This window comes from Rhodovarius lipocyclicus, assembly GCF_009900765.1.
GTDB classification, from domain to species: Bacteria; Pseudomonadota; Alphaproteobacteria; order Acetobacterales; family Acetobacteraceae; genus Rhodovarius; species Rhodovarius lipocyclicus.
Window position 1 is genome coordinate 1 of sequence record NZ_JAAABL010000024.1, and the last position, 17,328, is coordinate 17,328.

The window sequence follows — 17,328 nt, forward strand, 5'->3', positions numbered from 1 at the left end:
CGGTGAGATCGGCCGCGAACAGCTTGGCGAACAGCCGGAACTGGGGCTCGGAAAGTTTGGAACTTTTGACGTACCGGTTCACAAGTCTTTTCATAGCATTAGCGACCTTTCAGACGCTCGTGCTAGTTGAGACCCATAATTGATATTATTGTATAAATTTACATGAAAAGCCTTCGCAGGCCCCGCACGGCCCCCAAACCGATAAAAAGTAATGGGAGAGTTTGAGAGGGAAAGTCATTTCCCTCTCAACGGGTGCTCGAGGGCGGCGCCCTCGATCTGCCTGTAGAACCGCAGCGCCTGATCCTGAAACCCCAGCCGCCGGTAGAACGCATGCGCCGCCGGCCGGTGCATACCGCTGGTCAGTTCCAGCGCCTCGCACCCGCCTGCCGCCGCCAGTTCCTCCGCCGCGTCGATCAGCAGCCGCCCCAGCCCGGTGCCGCGCTCGTTTTCCTCTACCACCAGGGCGGTGATGCGCGCGATGCGGTACGACCAGTGCAGCGTGTGCATCATGTGCAGCGCGACCAGCCCCACCGGGGTGCCGTCGCGTTCGGCCACCAGCACCGGGTCGTCGCCGGTGGCCAGCAGCCGGGCCAGATTCTGCGTCACCGCCGGGCCTTCCCAGGCATAGCCCAGCTGATGCAGCAGCGGCACCAGCGCCGGGCCATCGGCCGGGATCACCGGCCGGATCGCCAGCATCAGCGCACGATCCCGCCCGACTGGCTGGCCGGGATGCGGTTGCGCCAGGTGCCGGCATCGACATGGGTGATGAAGTCCAGCACGGCGCGGTTGAAGGCGTCCGGGTCCTCGATGTTCATGGTGTGCCCGCATTTCGGCATCACCAGCAGGGCCGAGGATTTGATGGTGCGCTTGAGGTAGATGCTGGCCTCCAGCGTCGGGTCGTCCTCATCGCCGGCGACGATGAAGGTGGGCAGGGCCAGCTTCTCGAAATCCGCCTTCAGGTCGAACAGGGAAGGGCGGCGAAGCTGCACGCCGCGCTGGGTCAGATAGCTGCCGGTGGTGTCGTGCTCGCGCAGCTGGCGCTCGAACTCCGCGAAGCCGCGCGGATCCTTTTCCTCATAGACCAGCCGGGTGGGGCCGCGGGCGTAGATGGCGCCGAAGCGGTCCATGCCCAGCTCCTTGATGCGCGCGGTGTTGGCCTCGGTCTCGGCCTTGAACTGCTCGCGCTTGGCGGGGTCGGCGCCATAGCCGACGCCGGCCGCCGTCAGGCTCCGCGCCAGTTCGGGGTGGCGCAGGCCCAGGTGCAGCGTGGCGAAGGCGCCCATGGACAGCCCCACCACATGCGCGCGGCCAAGGTTCAGCCCCTTGATGACGGCCGCGATGTCATCCGCCGCATGGGCCTGGCTGTAGGAGGCCTCGTCCTGCGGGATGTCGCTGGGGGTGTAGCCGCGCGCGGAATAGGTGATGCAGCGGTAGCGCCGTCCGAAGAAGCGCATCTGCAATTCCCAGCTGCGCCAGTCCCCCGCGTATTCGTGGACGAAGACGATGGGCGTGCCCTCGCCGGTTTCCTCGTAATACAGGCCCACGCCATCATCGGTGGTGATCTTCGGCATCGCGCGCTTCCCTCTTGGCCGGGCGCAGCATGGTGCGGGGGTGACAGGTCGGCAATCCCGTGATGAAACCATGGGCCAGGAGAAACAGCCTCATGCCCGATACCGTTACCGCCCCCGAAAACACCGGTCCGCTCAAGGGCCTGCGCGTGCTGGACCTGACGCGCGTGCTGGCGGGGCCCACCTGCACCCAGATGCTGGGCGACCTGGGCGCCGAGGTCATCAAGATCGAGCGCCCCGAGGCCGGCGACGACACCCGCGGCTTCGCCCCCCCCTTCGTGCCCAACACGCGGGAGAGCGCGTATTTCGTCGGCGTAAACCGCAACAAGAAGTCCGTCACGGTGGACATCGCCAGCGCCCAGGGCCAGGCGCTGATCCTGAAGCTGCTGGAAAGCTGCGACATCCTGGCCGAGAACTTCAAGGTGGGCGCGCTGGCCAAGTACGGCCTCGGCTATGAGCAGCTGTCGAAGAAATTCCCGCGCCTGATCTACTGCTCGATCACCGGCTTCGGGCAGACCGGCCCCTACGCGCCGCGCCCGGGCTATGACGCGCTGATCCAGGCGATGGGCGGCATCATGTCCCTGACCGGTGAGCCCGGCGGTTCCCCGCAGAAGGCCGGCGTGCCGGTGGCGGATTTGTTCGCGGGGCTGTACGGCTGCATCGGCATCCTGTCGGCGCTGAACCACCGGCACGCGACCGGCCAGGGCCAGCACATCGACATCGGCATGCTGGACACCCATGTGGCGTGGCTGGCGAACCAGGGCTCCAACTTCCTGTCCACCGGCGAGAACCCGCCGCGCCTGGGCAACCAGCACCCCAACATCGCGCCGTACCAGGAATTCCCGTCCAAGGACGGCTACCTGATCCTGGCCGTGGGCAATGACCCGACCTTCGAGCGCTTCTGCAAGAATTTCGGCCAGGAGCATCTGCTGGCCGATGAGCGCTTCGCCACCAACCCCAAGCGCGTCGAGAACCGCCAGCTGGTGACGGACACGCTGACGCCCCTGATGAAGTCCAAGACCACCGCCGAGTGGATCAAGGAGCTTGAGGCGCTGAAGATCGCCTGCGGGCCGATCAACACGCTGAAGGATGTGTTCAGCGACCCGCATGTGATCGCGCGCAACATGGTGCTGGAGATGGACCATGCCTCGGGTGCCCGCGTGAAGGTCACGGCCAACCCGGTGAAGCTGTCGGCCACGCCGCCCAGCTACCGCTCCGCCGCCCCGGTGCTGGGGCAGCACAACGCCGAGGTGCTGCAGGGCATCCTGGGCATGAGCGAGGCCGAGGTCGCGGCGCTCAAGGACAAGGGCATCATCTGATGGGCGCACCCTCCCCCTCGATCGGCGGTTTCCTCTCGCCCTTCGAGGGCGGGGGGGTGATGCTGCGATGGCACGAATGGGGGCCGGCCGATGGCCGCCCCGTGGTCTGCGTGCATGGGCTGACCCGCAACGGGCGGGATTTCGACGTGCTGGCGGCGGCGCTCGCCGCCGAGGGCCGGCGGGTGCTCTGCCTGGACGTGCCGGGGCGCGGCATCTCCGCCTGGCTGCCGCTGGGCACGCAATACATCGTGCCGGTCTATGTCGGGCTGATCGCGCCGCTGCTGGCCAGCCTGGGCGAGTATGACTGGGTCGGCACCTCCATGGGCGGGCTGATCGGCATGGGGCTGGCGGGGCTGCCCGGCCCCGGCCCGCGCCGGATGGTGCTGAACGACATCGGCCCCTTCGTGCCCGTCGCCTCGCTGGAGCGCATCCGCGATTATCTCTCCCAGCCGCCGGTGGAATTCACCGCGCTGGAGCAGGTGGAGGCCTATCTGCGCCGCGTCCATGCGCCCTTCGGCCCGCTGACCGATGCCGAGTGGCGCCACATGGCCACCCACAGCGCGCACCGCACGCCTGGCGGCGGCTGGCGCCTGCATTACGACCCGCGCATCGTGGAGCCGATGGGCATGGGCCCGCTGGCCGATGTGGATCTCTGGGCGCTGTGGCCCTGGGTTTCGGCCCGGCCCACCCTGGTGATCCGGGGTGAGAGCAGCGACCTGCTGCTGCCCGGCACCGCCCGCCAGATGGCCGAGCCCGAGACCGTGACGCTGGCCACCATCCCCGGCTGCGGCCATGCGCCCGCCCTGATGGAGGCGGGCCAGGTGCGGCTGATCCAGGACTTTCTGCGGTAAATCGGGCGCTGGCGGGCCTGCCGCTCCTCGCCGCCGGCAGGGCGGCGCGGCTGCTTGGCCCATTCATAAAAAAGGGGGGCCGGAGCCCCCCTCAAACCCTCAGCGCCAGGTGATGGTGCTGACGGAGCAGGTCTCCATGCCCCGGCGGTCCTGCGCGGCGCCGTTCATGTACACCACGCGGATGTCGGTCATGCAGCCCAGGCCGCCCGGCATGTTGATGTACAGGCTGCCGCCCGGGTTCAGCACGCTGGACCCCAGCCGGTCCGGCCCCCAGTTCGAGAGCTGGGAGGAGGAGGCGTAGATCTCACGGATGGTGGTGCCCGTGGCGTTCACCAGCGTGAAGGAGGGGTTGCCGCTGACCGCCCCCCCGCCGATCACGGCACCCGCGCCCGCGCCCGGCTGCTGGTACACGCCGCCGCCGCCGAAGGCGATGCGCGTGATGTTGCAGGCGTTCACCCCCATGCGGGTGGCTTCCCGGCCCGACTGGTACACCACCCGCACATCCAGGATGCAGTCGCCGAAGGTGGGGGTGACGAACACCTGGTTGCCGGCCGGCAGCACGCTGGAACCCAGGATGTCCGGCCCCCAGTTCTGCACGCGGGAGGACGAGACATAGGCCTCGCGAATCACCTCGCCGGAGTTGTTCACCAGATAGAAGCGGTTCTGGGCATGGGCCGGCGCCAGCGCACCGAGGCCCAAAAGAACGGCGAAAGCCACGAAGGCACGGCGCATCAGGCGCATGAGCGAAATCCTCCTTCATTCCGGGGCATGATTTTGCCCCAACACTCTGGAACAAAACCTAACAGCCAGGACACATGTCAGCCAAGCGCCTACACGAAGCGCCCGGGACGTGCATCACTCAGTTCAAGGAGAATCCCGATGCGCCCCAGCCGTTGCCTGCCCGAGCCACACGCCATGATCGTGGCCCCACAACCGGAAGCCGTGGAGGCGGGCACCGAGATCCTGCGCGCCGGCGGCAATGCGCTGGATGCCGCCATCGGCTGCGCCCTGGCCCAGGGCGTGGTGGACCCGATGATGTGCGGTCTGGGGGGCCTCGGCGTCGCGCATCTGTTCGACCCCGCGACCGGCCGGCATGAGGTGTGGGATGGCCTGTCCACCTGCCCCGCCGCCGCGCGGGAGGACATGTTCGCCAGCCGCTTCCAGCGCGAATGCAGCGACGGCTATGGCTATGTGCTGTCGGATTTCGCCAATGAGCTGGGGCATGAGGCGGTGACGGTGCCCGGCATCCTGGCCAATTTCGCCGCCGCCCACGCCGCGGCCGGCCGCCTGCCCTGGCGGGAGCTCTTCGCCCCCGCCATGGCGCTGGCGCGCGAGGGCTGGCTGGTGCGCCCGCATGTCGCGGCCATGTTCCATCTGGATGAGGCGGGCTATGGCCGCCTGCCTTATCAGCGCAAGCTGGCCTTCACTCAACAGGGCGCCGCGCTCTACTGCCGCCCGGACGGCACGCCCAAGCGCGTGGGCGACAAGGTGGTGAACCCCGCGCTCGCCGACACGCTGGAGACCATTGCCCGCGACGGTGCCGATGCCTTCTATCGCGGCGACATCGCGGCCGCGATCGTGGCCGACATGGCGGCCCATGGCGGCCTCATCACCCGCGCGGACCTGGAGAATTTCCGCCCCCGGCGGGAGGCCTCGCTCTCCATCCCCTATCGCGGCCGGCGCATCGCCCTGCCGCCGCCGCCCGCCGGCGGCATCTTCGTGGCGGAGATGCTGCGCATCCTGGAACGCTTCGACCTGGTCTCGCTCGGCCACAACAGCGCCGAGTACATCCGCATCGTGGCCGAGGCGATGCTGATCGCGGGCCGCGACAAGGACGAGCACATCGGCGACCCGGATTTCGCCCCGGCACCGCTGGAGATGCTGCTCTCCGACCAATACGCCGATGCCTGCGCCCTGGGCATCGTGGCCGGCCGCCGCACCAGCCTGACGCGCCTGCCGGAGCCCACGGGCACCACCACCATCTCCTGCGTCGATGCCGATGGCATGGTGGTGTCGCTGACCCACACGCTGGGCCTGCCCTCGGGCGTGATGCCCGGGGGGATGGGTTTCATGCTGAACGGGGCGATGAACTGGTACGACCCGCGCCCGGGCCGGGCGGGCTCCATCGCGCCGGGCAAGCGGCGCTATTCCTCCATGTCTCCCAGCATCGTGTTCGAGGGCGACACGCCCGTGGCCACGCTGGGCGCGCCGGGCGGTGCCTGGATCGGCGTGGCGGTCGGCCAGGCGCTGTTGAACCTGCTCGACTGGGGCATGACCATGCAGGAGGCCGTCAGCGCGCCCCGCTTCTCCGCGACCTCGGAGGTGATCGACCTGTCCAACCGCATCCCCCGCGCGGTGGAACGGGAATTGCGGGCCATGGACTACCAGGTGAAGCGCCACGCCATCAGCTACGCCTTCGCGGCCGTCCACGGGATCTCGATGTGGGACGGCAAGCTGGAAGGCGGGGCGGACCCGCAGCGGGATGGATACCCGGGGGGCGTGTAGCGCGGGCAGGGGAGGGCGCCAGTCAGGGGCTCCGCCCCCGACACCCCCGCCAGGACCGTGCTCGGTCCTGGACCTAGAGCAGTTGGGCGCTACATTCTGGAAACGTGGTTCCTATTGATTTTAATAATGAAAATGGCGCCCCGCCTGCCAGGATGAAGCGCCAATTCCTGGGTTCCAAGGGCCTTTCGGCCTTTGGCGGGGATGCAAGGGGCAGAGCCCCTTGCTGGGGGCTCCGGGGGCAACGCCCCCGCCTCACCCCCTCGCCGCGGCGATGATCCCCTTGAAGCGCGCGATCACGGCCGGCAGCCCTTCGAACACGCTGGCCGAGATCAGGAAATGCCCGATCGACACTTCCGCGATCTCGGGCAGGGCGGCGACCGGCGGCAGGGTCTCGAAGCTGAGGCCATGGCCCGCGTGGCACAGCAGCCCTTCGGCCTTGGCGGCCTGGGCGGCGGCGGTGATGCGGGCCAGCTGGTCGGCCCGGCGTTCGGGCGCGCCTTCGGCGTAGCTGCCGGTGTGCAGTTCCACCGCCTGGGCGCCCAGGCGTTTGGCGGCGCGGATGGCTTCCGGCTCGGGTTCGACGAACAGGCTGACCTCGACGCCCGCGGCGGTCAGCCGCGCGATGGCCTCGGCCAGGAAGGGGGCGGGGTTCAGCACTTCCAGGCCGCCCTCGGTGGTCAGTTCCTGGCGCTTCTCGGGCACGATGCAGCAGGCCTCAGGGCGCAGTTTCTCGGCGAAGGCGACCATTTCCTCGGTGGCCGCCATCTCGAAGTTCAGGCGGCAGGGCACCTCGGCGCGCACGGCCAGCACGTCCGCGTCGCGGATGTGCCGGCGGTCCTCCCGCAGGTGCATGGTGATGCCGTCGGCGCCCGATGCCATGCACAGCCGCGCGGCCTCGACCGGGGAGGGGAAGGTGCCGCCGCGCGCGTTGCGCAGGGTGGCGACGTGATCGACATTGACCGAAAGGCGCATCAGGAACTCCGATGTTCCGCGAGGGAGCGCGCCAGCCGCAGCGCGGCCAGCAGCGAGGAAGGGTTGGCCACGCCCCGGCCCGCGATATCCAGCGCGGTGCCGTGGTCGGGGCTGGTGCGGATGATGGAAAGCCCGAGCGTGACGTTCACGCCGCCATCCATGTCCAGCGTCTTGATCGGGATCAGCGCCTGGTCGTGATACAGGCAGATCGCCACATCCATGCGCGGCCGGGCATGGGCGGTGAACATGGTGTCCGGCGGCAGCGGGCCGCGCGCGTCGATGCCGAGCGCTTGTAGGGCCGCGACGGCGGGGGCCACGATCTCGATATCCTCGCGCCCCATGGTCCCGGCCTCCCCGGCATGGGGGTTCAGGCCGGCGATGGCCAGGCGGGGCCGGGCGATGCCGAAATCCCGCACCAGCCCGTCATGGGTGATGCGGGCGGTTTCCACGATCAGCTCCGGCGTCAGCCGCGCGATGGCGCTGCGCAGCGATTCGTGGATGGTCACCGGCACCACGCGCAGCTCCTCGCTGGCCAGCAGCATGACGGGGCGGGCGGCGACGGGGGCCAGCGCGTGCAGGAATTCCGTGTGGCCCGGATAGGGGAAGCCGGTGCCGGTGAGGACGGATTTCTGGATCGGGTTGGTGACGACCGCGCCCACGCGCCCAGCCTGGGCCAGGGCCACCGCGGCCTCGATGCTGGCGATCACGGCGGGGGCGTTGGCCGGGTCCAGCACGCCGGGGCGGGGCCGGGCGGGCAGGGGGGTGTGCAGCACCGGCAGGCCGGCGGCGAAGGCGGCGGGGGCTTGCTCCGGACTGTCCACGCGCACCACCGGTACGCCCTGGATGGCCTCGGCATCGCCCAGGAACACGAAGCCCGGGCCCCCCGCGCCGCGCAGCGCGGCCCAGGCCTTGGCCGCGACCTCCGCGCCGATGCCCGCGGGTTCGCCCATGGTGAGTGCGAGCGGCTTCACAGCCCGCGCATCCGCTGCAGCAGCGCGTCCACATCGGCCTCCCGCTGATAGATCCCGAAGCCGAAGCGCAGCCGGTCGCCGCGCCGGTCGGTGATGATGTTCGCGGCCTCCAGCCTGGCCTGCCAGGCCTCGGCGTCGGGCAGGGCGAAGGTCAGGAAATTGCCGCGCGCGGGGTCCGTCACGGGCACCACCAGCCGGGCCGGGGCCAGCCCGGTGCCGTCCAGCCCGGCCACGAAGCGCGCCTGCAGCGCATGGGCATGGGCGTGGATCACGGCGGGGCTGGCCTTCACGCTGGCCGCCCAGTTCAGCGCGGCATGCAGGCGGTAGAGGCCCGAGGGATCGAAGGTGGCGCCCATGAAGCGGCGCCCGTCCTCGGCATAGGGCACGCCGGATTGCGCTGCCCCCAGCGCGCCGAAGGCCGCGTACCAGCCGGTGTCGCGCGGGCGCGGCAGCCAGCCGGGCGGGCAGTGCAGGAAGCAGCAGCCCTCCCCGCCCATCGCGTATTTATAGCCCCCGGCCAGGTAGAAGGCGCGGCCCGCCACCGCCGAGAGATCCACCGGCCGCGCCATGAAGGCGTGATAGCCGTCGATCACCAGCGCGGCCTCGCCGGCGGCGCGGGCCAGATCCTCGAACCCCTCCAGCGCGGCGCCGGAGGAGAAGAACACCTCGCTGACCCAGATCAGGTCGAAGCCCCGGGCGGCGGCCTCGGCCAGCTTCGGCAGGCAGTCGCGCGCGGGTTCGGCGGCGATGCGGGTGACCTGGGCCAGCCCTTCCTCCTCCAGCCGCGCGATCTGGCGGGAGAAGCTGTGGAATTCCGCATCCGTGGTCAGCACCCGCACCGGCCGCCCGATCGGCATGGCCGACAGGATGCGGGTGGCGAATTCATGGGTGTTGGGCGCGAAGCACAGGCTGGACGGGTCCGGCAGGCGCAGCAGCCCGGCGATCACCTTCGCCAGCTCCTGCCATTTATGCGCCAGGATGGGTTCCCACTTGCCGTCGATCAGCCGGGCGGCGTTGTCCCAGGCCTGCATGTGCGCGGCGCGCGTGGCGTCCGGCCAGGGGTGGTGGCTGTGAGCCGCGAAATGCAGGCGCGGCGGGCCATTGGGCCCGGGCTTCAGAAAGGCGGAGAAATGCGCGGCCAGATCGAGCATGGGCGGAACATGTCCGCTTGGCACGCTTCTGGCTAGACTGCCGCGGCGCATTCACGGAGCGGCCGCCATGACCCAGGGCATCACCACCGATTTCAGCCGCCGCATGAGCTATGGCGACTATCTGAAGCTGGACCAGCTGCTGACGGCGCAGGACCCGCTCTCGGGCCAGCATGACGAGATGCTGTTCATCTGCATCCACCACGTGCAGGAGATCTGGCTGAAGCTGCTGAACCATGAGCTGACGCTGGCCATGGACTGCATCCGGCGCGACGCGCTGCGCCCGGCCTTCAAGGCCATGGCGCGGGCCGGACGCATCCAGCGCCAGCTGATCGAGGCCTGGGACGTGCTGAGCACCATGACCCCGCACGACTACCTGGCCTTCCGCGACAAGCTGGGCAGTTCCTCGGGCTTTCAGTCCTGGCAGTACCGGCTGCTGGAATTCCGCCTGGGCGCGAAGGACGCCTTCATGCTGAAGCCGCACGCCCACCGGCCGGACCTGATGGCGGTGCTGGAACAGGCGATGGCCGAGCCCTCGATCTATGACGAGACGCTGCGCCTGCTGGCGCGCCGGGGCCTGCCGGTGCCGAAGGAGGTGCTGGACCGCGATGTCAGCCTGCCGCACCAGGAGAATGAGGGCGTGACCGCCCTGTGGACCAGCATCTACGAAGGGGCGGAGGACGGTTTCGACCTGTACGAGCTGGCCGAGGAGCTGGTCGACTTGGAGGACAATTTCCAGACCTGGCGCTTCCGCCACATGCGCACGGTGGAGCGCATCATCGGCTATCGCATGGGCACCGGCGGGTCGGCGGGTGTGGCCTATCTGCGCCAGGCGCTGGAGCGCCGCTTCTTCCCCGAATTGTTCGAGGCGCGGACGCGGATCAAGGCGAAGGGCTAGGGCCGATCGACAATCAGGTTCGGGAGGCGGCTGGCCGGGGATTTTTCGCGCCAGGGAGGAAGAAGCCGCCGCCAATGCTGGGGCATTGGCAAGGGTTCTGACGCTGCTGGCGTGGAAAAGCACCACCAGACGCACCCGCAACTTGAATGTCGATTGGCCCTAAGGCGGGCCGGGAGGGGGCATCCCCCTCCCGGCGCGGCTTCAGCCGAGATGCCCGGCCAGCCAGGCCTTCATCTGGCCCTTCGGCATCGCGCCCACCTTGGTGTCCACGGGCTTGCCGTCCTTGAACAGGATCATGGTGGGGATGCCGCGCACCGCGTATTCGTTCGGCGTCATCGGGTTCTCGTCGATGTCCACCTTCGCGATGGTCAGCTTGCCCTGGTATTCCTTGGCGATCTCGTCCAGCACCGGGCCGACCATGCGGCACGGGCCGCACCATTCGGCCCAGAAATCCACCAGCACGGGGCCGGGGCTTTCCAGCACATCCTGCTTGAAGCTGTCATCGGTGACGGGCTTGGTCAGTTCGCTCATGGCGGGGGTCCTCGAAACGCGCTGAGAGTGAAAGTCGGTCGCCGGGTGGCATTGGTCAAGGTGCGCGTGGCCGCTACGCGCCGGGCGCATGCATATCCAGCAAGCCATCCGGCAGGGGCATGAGGCGCGCGGCATAGGTCCACAGCAGCGCGCATTCCACGGCGCGGCCCGGAAAGGCCAGCCGCAGCAAGGCCCTGTAGGCCGCCATCTGCTTCAGATAGGCGGGCGAGACATCGCCCACCAGCGCCGGCGGCGGGCGGTTGGTCTTGTAGTCGATCAGCAGCACCCGCCCCGCTTCCACCAGCAGCCGGTCCACCTGGCCGGCATAGAGCTGGCCGCCGATGCGCCCGGCGATCGGCGCCTCCGCCAGCGAATCCGGGCCGAAGGCGGCGGCGAAGCGCGGATCGTGCAGCAGCGCCGCGACCTCGGCCGCGATGGCCTCCTGCTCAGCCGTGACAATTCCATGACCCGGGCGGGCCAGGAAGCGCCGGGTGGCGGCGGGCCGGTCCTCGAGCGGCAGCAGCGGCAGATGCTGCAACAGCGCATGGATCAGCCGCCCGCGCAGGAAGCGCCGGGCCGCCGGGTCGCCGGGCGCGTGCGGGGCGGCGGCGGGCGGGCCCGCCTCCTCATCCAGCAGGGCGGAGGGCGAGAGCGCGCCGGGCACCCGCTCCAGCTCCGCCGGGATGGCGGACCAGGGGGGCAGGGTGGCGGCGCGGGCGGCCTCGCGCGGGGGTTCCTCGCGCGGGGGCTCGGTCTGCGGGGTGGCGAAGGCCAGGGCCTCGCCGACGAAACCCTCGGCGGGGGCGCCGAAATCCCCTGGCGCGAAGGGCGCGGCGGTGGCGCCCAGCGCCTCGAAGCCCAGGCGGATCTGGTGGTACCAATCCTCGTCCCGCGCGCCCTTCTCCCCGGCCCAGCCGCAGACCAGCAGCCGGTCCTCGGCGCGGGTCAGGGCGACATACAGCAGGCGGTTTTCCTCCTGCTGGCGGGCGCGGGCCTCGGCCTCGGAGAGGCGGTCCACCGCCTCCGGCCTCGGCTTTTCCTGCGCGGGGGCCCAGAGCGGCAGGGGGTGGTTCAGCCCTTCCTCCAGCCAGCGCAGGCCGCTGTCGTTGGGCGCGCGGCGCACCGTGTCGGGCAGGATGACGATGGGCGCCTGCAGGCCCTTGGCGCCATGCACGGTCATCAGCCGCACCAGCCCCTGCGCCTGCTCGGCATCGCGCTTCACCTCGGCGCCGCCCTGGCGCAGCCAGTGCAGGAAGCCTTGCAGGGAAGGCGGGTGCCGCCCCTCATGCACCAGGGCGGCGTTCAGCAGCTCGTCCAGCCCCTCGGCGGCCTCCGGGCCCAGCCGCGCCAGCAGCCGCGCCCGGCCGCCATCGGCGCCGAGCAGTTCGGCCAGCAGCGCATGCGGCGTGGCGCGGTCCGCCCGCGCGGCCCAGCCGGCGACCCATTCGGCGGCCTGGGCGAAGCGGCCGCCCTGGCCGCGATATTCCATCAATTGGGCATGCAGCGAGGCATCGCGGCCCCGCGCCAGCGCGAACAGCTCCTCCTCCGTCAGGCTGACGGGCGGCAGGGGGGATTTCAGCAGGGCGGCCAGTTGCAGGTCGTCGCGCGGCATCAGCAGCACGTCCAGCAGCGCCAGCACGTCCATCACGCCGATCTGCGCGGTCAGCGCGATGCGGTCCAGCCCGCCCACCGGCACCCGCGCCTGCTTCAGTTCCCGGATGATGAGGCGCGCCAGCGCGTTGCGGCTGCGTACCAGGATCAGGATGTCGTCTGGGCGGACGCGCCGGCCCTGGGGCTGGTCCGGGCCATCCGATCGGGCGGGCAGGGTTTCCGTATCCAGCATGTGGCGGATGCGGGCGGCGATGGCGGTGGCCAGCCGGGCCTGGGCATGGGCCTCGGCCTCGGTTTCCTCGGGCACCGCCCAGGGGGCGGGGGTGCCGGTCTTGGCCGCCAGTTGCAGGGGCCACAGCTCCACCAGCCCGGCCGCGCCCTGGCGGTGGGGGATGTGGCGCAGGGTGGCGCCGGGCTCCACCACGCCATCGCGCGCGGTGCCGCTGGCGAAGCAGCCATCCACCAGCCCCAGCACGGCGGGGGTGGAGCGGAAGGACACATCCAGCGGCACATCCTCGAACCGGCCCGCGGCCCCGCGCACCCGGGCGGAGAAATGCCCCCGGCTGTCGGAGAAGCCGGTGGGGTCGGCGCCCTGGAAGCCGTAGATGGATTGCTTCACATCCCCCACCGCGAAGACGCTGCGCGGGGTGTCGCCGGCGCCGGGGTTCGCCCCTTGGCCCGCGAAGAAATCGGCCGACAGCGCCTTCACGATGCGCCATTGCGCCGGATTGCTGTCCTGCGCCTCGTCCACCAGGATGTGGTCCAGGCCGCTGTCCAGCTTGAACAGCACCCAGGCGCTGCCGGGGTCGCGCAGCAGGTCGCCGGTGGCGGTGATCAGGTCGTTGAAATCCAGCTGCGCCCGGCTTTCCTTGGCCGAGCGGTAGGCCGCCAGCACCGGCTCCGCCAGGCCCAGCAGGGCCAGCGTGCTGTCCACCATGCCGGCCGCGACCTGGGATTGCCGCAGGCGCAGGATGCGCTCGGCTTCCCGCGTCAGGATGTCCTGGGTCTCGGCGGCGGTCTTGGGCATGCCGGTCTTGGTGGCGAAGCTTTTGCGGATGGCGCCGTCGTTGGTCAGCAGGATGCCGGCCCAATCCGTGAAGCGCGCGGCGCGCCCCGCCCCATCCAGCGCCAGCCAGGCCGAGAGCTTCGCCCCCCGCTGCTGGTCATTGGCGTTGCCGGAGAGCTTCAGCATCGCCGCCGCGCGCGCCAGGGCGGTGTCGTCGGCGGCCAGGCATCCGGTCTCCAGCGCCGTGTCGGCATCGGCGGGCGCGCCCAGCGCGTTGGCCAGGGCGGCGCGCAGCAGGGCCAGGCCGCCCACCTCCTCCAGCGCCGCGCCGATCCGCGCGGCCTCCCCCGCCATATCCTTCACCAGCTGGGCGAAGCGGTCGGCGGAGATCTTCTCGGCCAGGGATTCCAGCGCGGGCGAGCCCCTGGCCAGGATCTCCTCCCGCGCCTCGGTCAGGGTGGCGGCGGCGTCGCGTTCCTCCAGCACCGAGAATTGCGGCGGCAACCCGGCCTCCAGCGGAAAGGCGCGCAGCAGGGACTGGCAGAAGGCATGGATGGTGCTGATGCGCATGCCGCCCGGCAGTTCCAGCACCTCGGCGAACAGGCGGCGGGCCAGGTCGGATTCGGCGGGGCTGGGGCGGTGGCCCAGCAGGCGGGTCAGGGCGCGCAGCAGCTCCGCGTCCTCCGCCACCGCCCAGCCGCCCAGGGCTTTGTTCAGCCGTTGCGCCATCTCGGCGGCGGCCGCCTTGGTGAAGGTCAGGCACAGGATGCGCCCGGGCGCGGTGCCCGCCAGCATCAGCCGCAGCACGCGGTCGGTCAGCAGCTTGGTCTTGCCCGACCCGGCCGAGGCCGAGACCCAGGCCGAGGCCAGCGGATCGGAGGCGCGGGACTGTTCGGCCTCGGCGCGCTGCGCGGGGGTGAGGGCGGTGTTCATGCGCCGGGCTCCCATTCGGCCACGCGCGCCAGATGCGCGTAATCCTGGTTGCGGCTGGTGCGGCCGGGGTGGGGGCGGGCGGTGAAGGGCTTTTCGCCGGCCAGGTAGTCGGTGGCCAGGTGCAGCATGGCGGCGCGCGCCTGCTCGACCAGATCGGCCACCTTGTCCAGCGCCAGTTCCTTGCCGGCCTCCCGCCCGCCGGTCAGGCGCCAGTAGAGCAGATGCGTGGCCTCGGCCGGCGGCAGGCCCTGGAAGCCGCCATCGGCGGCCAGCACGGCTTCCAGCGGCAATTGGGGGGCGGTGCCGTCATTCACCTCCCGCGCGGTGGGCAGGGTGCCGGTCTTGTAGTCCAGGATCGCCACCGAGCCGTCCGAGAGCTGGTCCACCCGGTCCGCCCGGCCATGCAGGGTGATGCCGTGCACCACCGCCTCGGCCTTCAGCTCCACCCGCGTGCCGATCACGCCGCGTTCCGCGCGGTGGGTGGGCTCGTGCTCCAGCACATAATCGCCGATGCGGGCCAGGCGCGGGCGCCAGAAGGCCGCGACCGCCGGGCGCAGCGCGGCGTTCGCCAGGGCCTGTTGCGCGGCGGCGGTCCAGGCGGCGCGGGCGCTGTCCTCGCCCGGCCATTTCGCGGGCAGGGCGGTCAGGAAACGCGCCATCGTCTCATGCACCAGCTCCCCGTATTCGGCGGGGCCGATCTCGGCCTCCAGCGGGTCCAGCGGGCTGAGGCGCAGCACCCGCTTGGCGTAGAAGGAATAAGGATCGGCCAGCAGCAGCCCGGCATCGGTCACCGACAGCTTGCGCGGCCGCTCGCCCGCGGGCGGCGCGGGGCGCGGGCGGCGGGCGGGGGTGATTTCGCCCTCCGGCTGGTCCAGCGCGGCGGCCCAGGCCACGGCGGGGTTCTCCGGCAGGCTCAGCCCCTGCGGCCAGTGCGCGTTGCGCTGCCCGGCCAGGAAGGTCTCCAGCCGCGTCAGCCAGCGCGCGGGCACGGTGGGGGAGCCGCCGCGCCGGGTGGCGCGGGACAGCACGACCTCCTTGGCCGAACTCGCCGTCAGCAGGAAATCGGCGGCGACGCGGCCGATGCGGGATTCCGGCGAGGGCAGGCCGAATTGCCGCCGCATGGGCCGGCCCATCCAGGGGCCGGGGTCGGTGGCCAGCGGCCAGATCGCCTCATCCAGGCCGCCCAGCACCACGCGGTCGAAATGCAGCAGCCGCGCTTCCAGCAGGCCCAGGATCGCCACGCGCGGGTGCGCGGAGCGGCTGCGCGGTCGGCGCGCCACACCCTGGCCCAGCGCCGCCTCGAACAGAGGCGGGAAGCGGTTGGGCGCGATGGGCGGCAGGGCGGCGAAGGCCACCTGCATGTCGGCCAGATGGTTGGCCAGGGCCTCGCCTTCCTCCCCGGCATACAAGGCCAGGCCGCCCGGCAGTTCCGGGGAGCTGGCCAGCCGCTCTGCCGCCGCCAGCAGGTCCGACAGCAATTGCGCGGGCGGCAGGGCGGGCGAGGATGGCAGGGCGGAGAAACCCTCCATCGCGCTGGCCAGCGCCTCCAGGATCTCCAGCGCATTGGCGGGGGCTTCGGGTGAAAGCGTGGCGCGCAGCCCGGCCAGCCCCGGCCCCGGGCGCGGGCCGCGCATCGCCGCCAGTTCCAGCGCGCGGGCGGCGGGCAGCCAGGTGTCGCGCCCCATGCCGCCCGCGGCCAGCGGGTGTTTCAGCGCCGAGAGTGTCGCCACCGGCGCGAAGCCGGTGCGCACCATCTCCGCCACCAGCCGCAGGAACACGCCCGCTTCCGAGAGATGCAGGGGCTGGCCCGCGCTGTCCTCCGCCTCGATGCCATGGCGGGCCAGGGCGGCGGCGGTGCGGCGCGCCAGGTCGCGGTCGGGCGTGACCAGCGCCGCCGAGGCGCCCGGCTGTTCCAGCGCGCCGCGCAGCAGCAGCGCCACCGCGCGGGCCTCGTGCTCCGCATCCGGCGCGGTCTGGCGCGAGAGGCCGGTGAGGGCCGGGGCGTGTTCATCGGGCCGGCGGGATTGCCAGGCAGGCAGGGCGGCGGCGGGGCGCAGCGCATTGCCCAGCAGCCCGGCGCGCGGCAGCGGAACTTCGCCCTCATGCCAGGGCGGGAAGGGGCCCAGCCCGGCGCCCATCATCCGCAGCAGCCGCCGCTGGCCGTGGAAGGGGTGGGTGGGGGCTTCGTCCAGCGCCTCGGGCTCCAGCGAGGCGGTGGCCGGGTCCTCCGCGTGCAGCACCACGAAGCCTTGCGGCAGTTCCGCCGCGATCACCTGCAACAGCCGCGCGGCGGCGGGGATGGTGCCGCCCGCGCCGATGCCGGCCGCGACCACCAGCCCCTCGGGCGGGCGGGCGCGCCAGGCCTCGGCCTGGGTCGCCAGCGCCAGCACCCGGCGCACGCCGATATCCAGCAGCTGCTGGTCCTCCAGCCATTCCTGCCAGGCCTCGACCACGCCGCGCAGGAAGGTGGTGGTGATGCGCCAATGGACGGCGAGTTCGCCCTCCACCAGCCCTTCCAGCCGGCCGAGCCAGGCGTGTTGCAGGGCGCGCGGGTCCCGCAGCAGGTCCAGATCGGCTTCCTCCAGCGCGATCTCATCCAGCAGGGCCGCGAGTTCCCCCGCCAGGCCCCAGGCCTGTTCCGGGCTGGCCGGGCCGCCGCGCGCGGGCGGCAGGCGCTGCACCAGGGCCGCGAGCTCGCCCTGGCGGCGCAGGGGCTCCACGGCGGGGGGCAGTTCCAGCAGGGCCGGCAGGGCCAGCTCGTCGGCGTCCTCGGTGGACAGCCCCGCCAGGGCGCGCATGCGCGGCAGCAGCAGGGCGCCGCCCTCGGGCGGGGCGAATTCGGCGCGCAGCGCGCGGGCGCTGCGGCGGGTGGGCAGCAGCAGGGTGGCGCGGGCGAGGTCCTCCGGCGCGGGCAGGCGGGCGCGCAGGCCGGCGGCCAGGGCGGGCAGAAACGGGACGCCGGTGGGAATCGTCAGGATTCGCATGGACGCAGTATAGACCGGAAGGGGCGCTGCC

General features: G+C 71.4%; 13 protein-coding genes. 4 read left to right on the forward strand and 9 right to left on the reverse strand.

Going from position 1 to position 17,328, the window contains the following annotated elements; all coding sequences use genetic code 11:
- Nucleotides 1-234 precede the first annotated feature (234 nt).
- Both GT007_RS14820 and GT007_RS14825 read right to left on the reverse strand, forming a co-directional pair.
- Nucleotides 235-696: a GNAT family N-acetyltransferase gene (locus GT007_RS14820; RefSeq protein WP_160122407.1), complete on the reverse strand. Its 462-nt coding sequence runs from the start codon at nucleotides 694-696 to the stop codon at nucleotides 235-237.
- Nucleotides 696-1,571 carry an alpha/beta fold hydrolase gene (locus GT007_RS14825; RefSeq protein ID WP_160122408.1) on the reverse strand — a complete coding sequence of 292 codons (876 nt, stop codon included), beginning with the start codon at nucleotides 1,569-1,571 and terminating at the stop codon, nucleotides 696-698. The genes GT007_RS14820 and GT007_RS14825 overlap by 1 nt, the downstream gene beginning before the upstream one ends.
- Before the next feature lie 92 nt (nucleotides 1,572-1,663).
- Here GT007_RS14825 and GT007_RS14830 point away from each other — a divergent pair, with 92 nt between their 5' ends.
- Complete coding sequence (locus GT007_RS14830; protein ID WP_160122409.1) at nucleotides 1,664-2,887, forward strand: CaiB/BaiF CoA transferase family protein; 1,224 nt, start codon at nucleotides 1,664-1,666, stop codon at nucleotides 2,885-2,887.
- Nucleotides 2,887-3,738 (forward strand): alpha/beta fold hydrolase, encoded by an 852-nt coding sequence (locus GT007_RS14835; RefSeq protein WP_160122410.1) that lies wholly within the window; start codon nucleotides 2,887-2,889, stop codon nucleotides 3,736-3,738. Before GT007_RS14830 ends, GT007_RS14835 begins: the two co-directional genes overlap by 1 nt.
- A gap of 99 nt (nucleotides 3,739-3,837) precedes the next feature.
- Here GT007_RS14835 and GT007_RS14840 read toward each other — a convergent pair whose 3' ends face one another.
- A complete protein-coding gene (locus GT007_RS14840) occupies nucleotides 3,838-4,479 on the reverse strand; it encodes a Tat pathway signal protein (RefSeq protein ID WP_160122411.1) in 642 nt (213 codons plus the stop codon).
- Between the two features lie 138 nt (nucleotides 4,480-4,617).
- Here GT007_RS14840 and ggt point away from each other — a divergent pair, with 138 nt between their 5' ends.
- Complete coding sequence (gene ggt, locus GT007_RS14845; protein ID WP_201451932.1) at nucleotides 4,618-6,243, forward strand: gamma-glutamyltransferase; 1,626 nt, start codon at nucleotides 4,618-4,620, stop codon at nucleotides 6,241-6,243.
- A gap of 252 nt (nucleotides 6,244-6,495) precedes the next feature.
- On the opposite strand, the gene GT007_RS14850 is transcribed toward ggt, so the two are convergent.
- Genes GT007_RS14850 through GT007_RS14860 form a run of 3 tightly spaced genes read right to left on the reverse strand, consistent with a single transcriptional unit; the run spans nucleotide 6,496 to nucleotide 9,337 of the window.
- Nucleotides 6,496-7,215, reverse strand: coding sequence for a pyridoxine 5'-phosphate synthase (locus GT007_RS14850; protein WP_160122412.1), 720 nt, complete (start codon nucleotides 7,213-7,215; stop codon nucleotides 6,496-6,498).
- A complete protein-coding gene (gene pdxA, locus GT007_RS14855) occupies nucleotides 7,215-8,186 on the reverse strand; it encodes a 4-hydroxythreonine-4-phosphate dehydrogenase PdxA (RefSeq protein ID WP_160122413.1) in 972 nt (323 codons plus the stop codon). The genes GT007_RS14850 and pdxA overlap by 1 nt, the downstream gene beginning before the upstream one ends.
- Complete coding sequence (locus GT007_RS14860) at nucleotides 8,183-9,337, reverse strand: aminotransferase class V-fold PLP-dependent enzyme (RefSeq protein ID WP_160122414.1); 1,155 nt, start codon at nucleotides 9,335-9,337, stop codon at nucleotides 8,183-8,185. The genes pdxA and GT007_RS14860 overlap by 4 nt, the downstream gene beginning before the upstream one ends.
- Before the next feature lie 67 nt (nucleotides 9,338-9,404).
- Here GT007_RS14860 and kynA point away from each other — a divergent pair, with 67 nt between their 5' ends.
- Complete coding sequence (gene kynA / locus GT007_RS14865; protein WP_236571681.1) at nucleotides 9,405-10,232, forward strand: tryptophan 2,3-dioxygenase; 828 nt, start codon at nucleotides 9,405-9,407, stop codon at nucleotides 10,230-10,232.
- Nucleotides 10,233-10,433: 201 nt separating this feature from the next.
- Here the strand turns inward: kynA and trxA are convergent, their stop codons facing one another.
- From trxA to addB, 3 genes are all read right to left on the reverse strand, one after another.
- Entirely contained in the window at nucleotides 10,434-10,763 is a 330-nt protein-coding gene (gene trxA / locus GT007_RS14870; protein WP_160122416.1) for a thioredoxin TrxA, read from the reverse strand.
- A 73-nt stretch (nucleotides 10,764-10,836) separates the two neighbouring features.
- Nucleotides 10,837-14,313: a double-strand break repair helicase AddA gene (addA, locus tag GT007_RS14875; protein WP_160122417.1), complete on the reverse strand. Its 3,477-nt coding sequence runs from the start codon at nucleotides 14,311-14,313 to the stop codon at nucleotides 10,837-10,839.
- Nucleotides 14,310-17,297 carry a double-strand break repair protein AddB gene (gene addB, locus GT007_RS14880; RefSeq protein WP_160122418.1) on the reverse strand — a complete coding sequence of 996 codons (2,988 nt, stop codon included), beginning with the start codon at nucleotides 17,295-17,297 and terminating at the stop codon, nucleotides 14,310-14,312. Before addB ends, addA begins: the two co-directional genes overlap by 4 nt.
- Nucleotides 17,298-17,328: the final 31 nt, after the last annotated feature.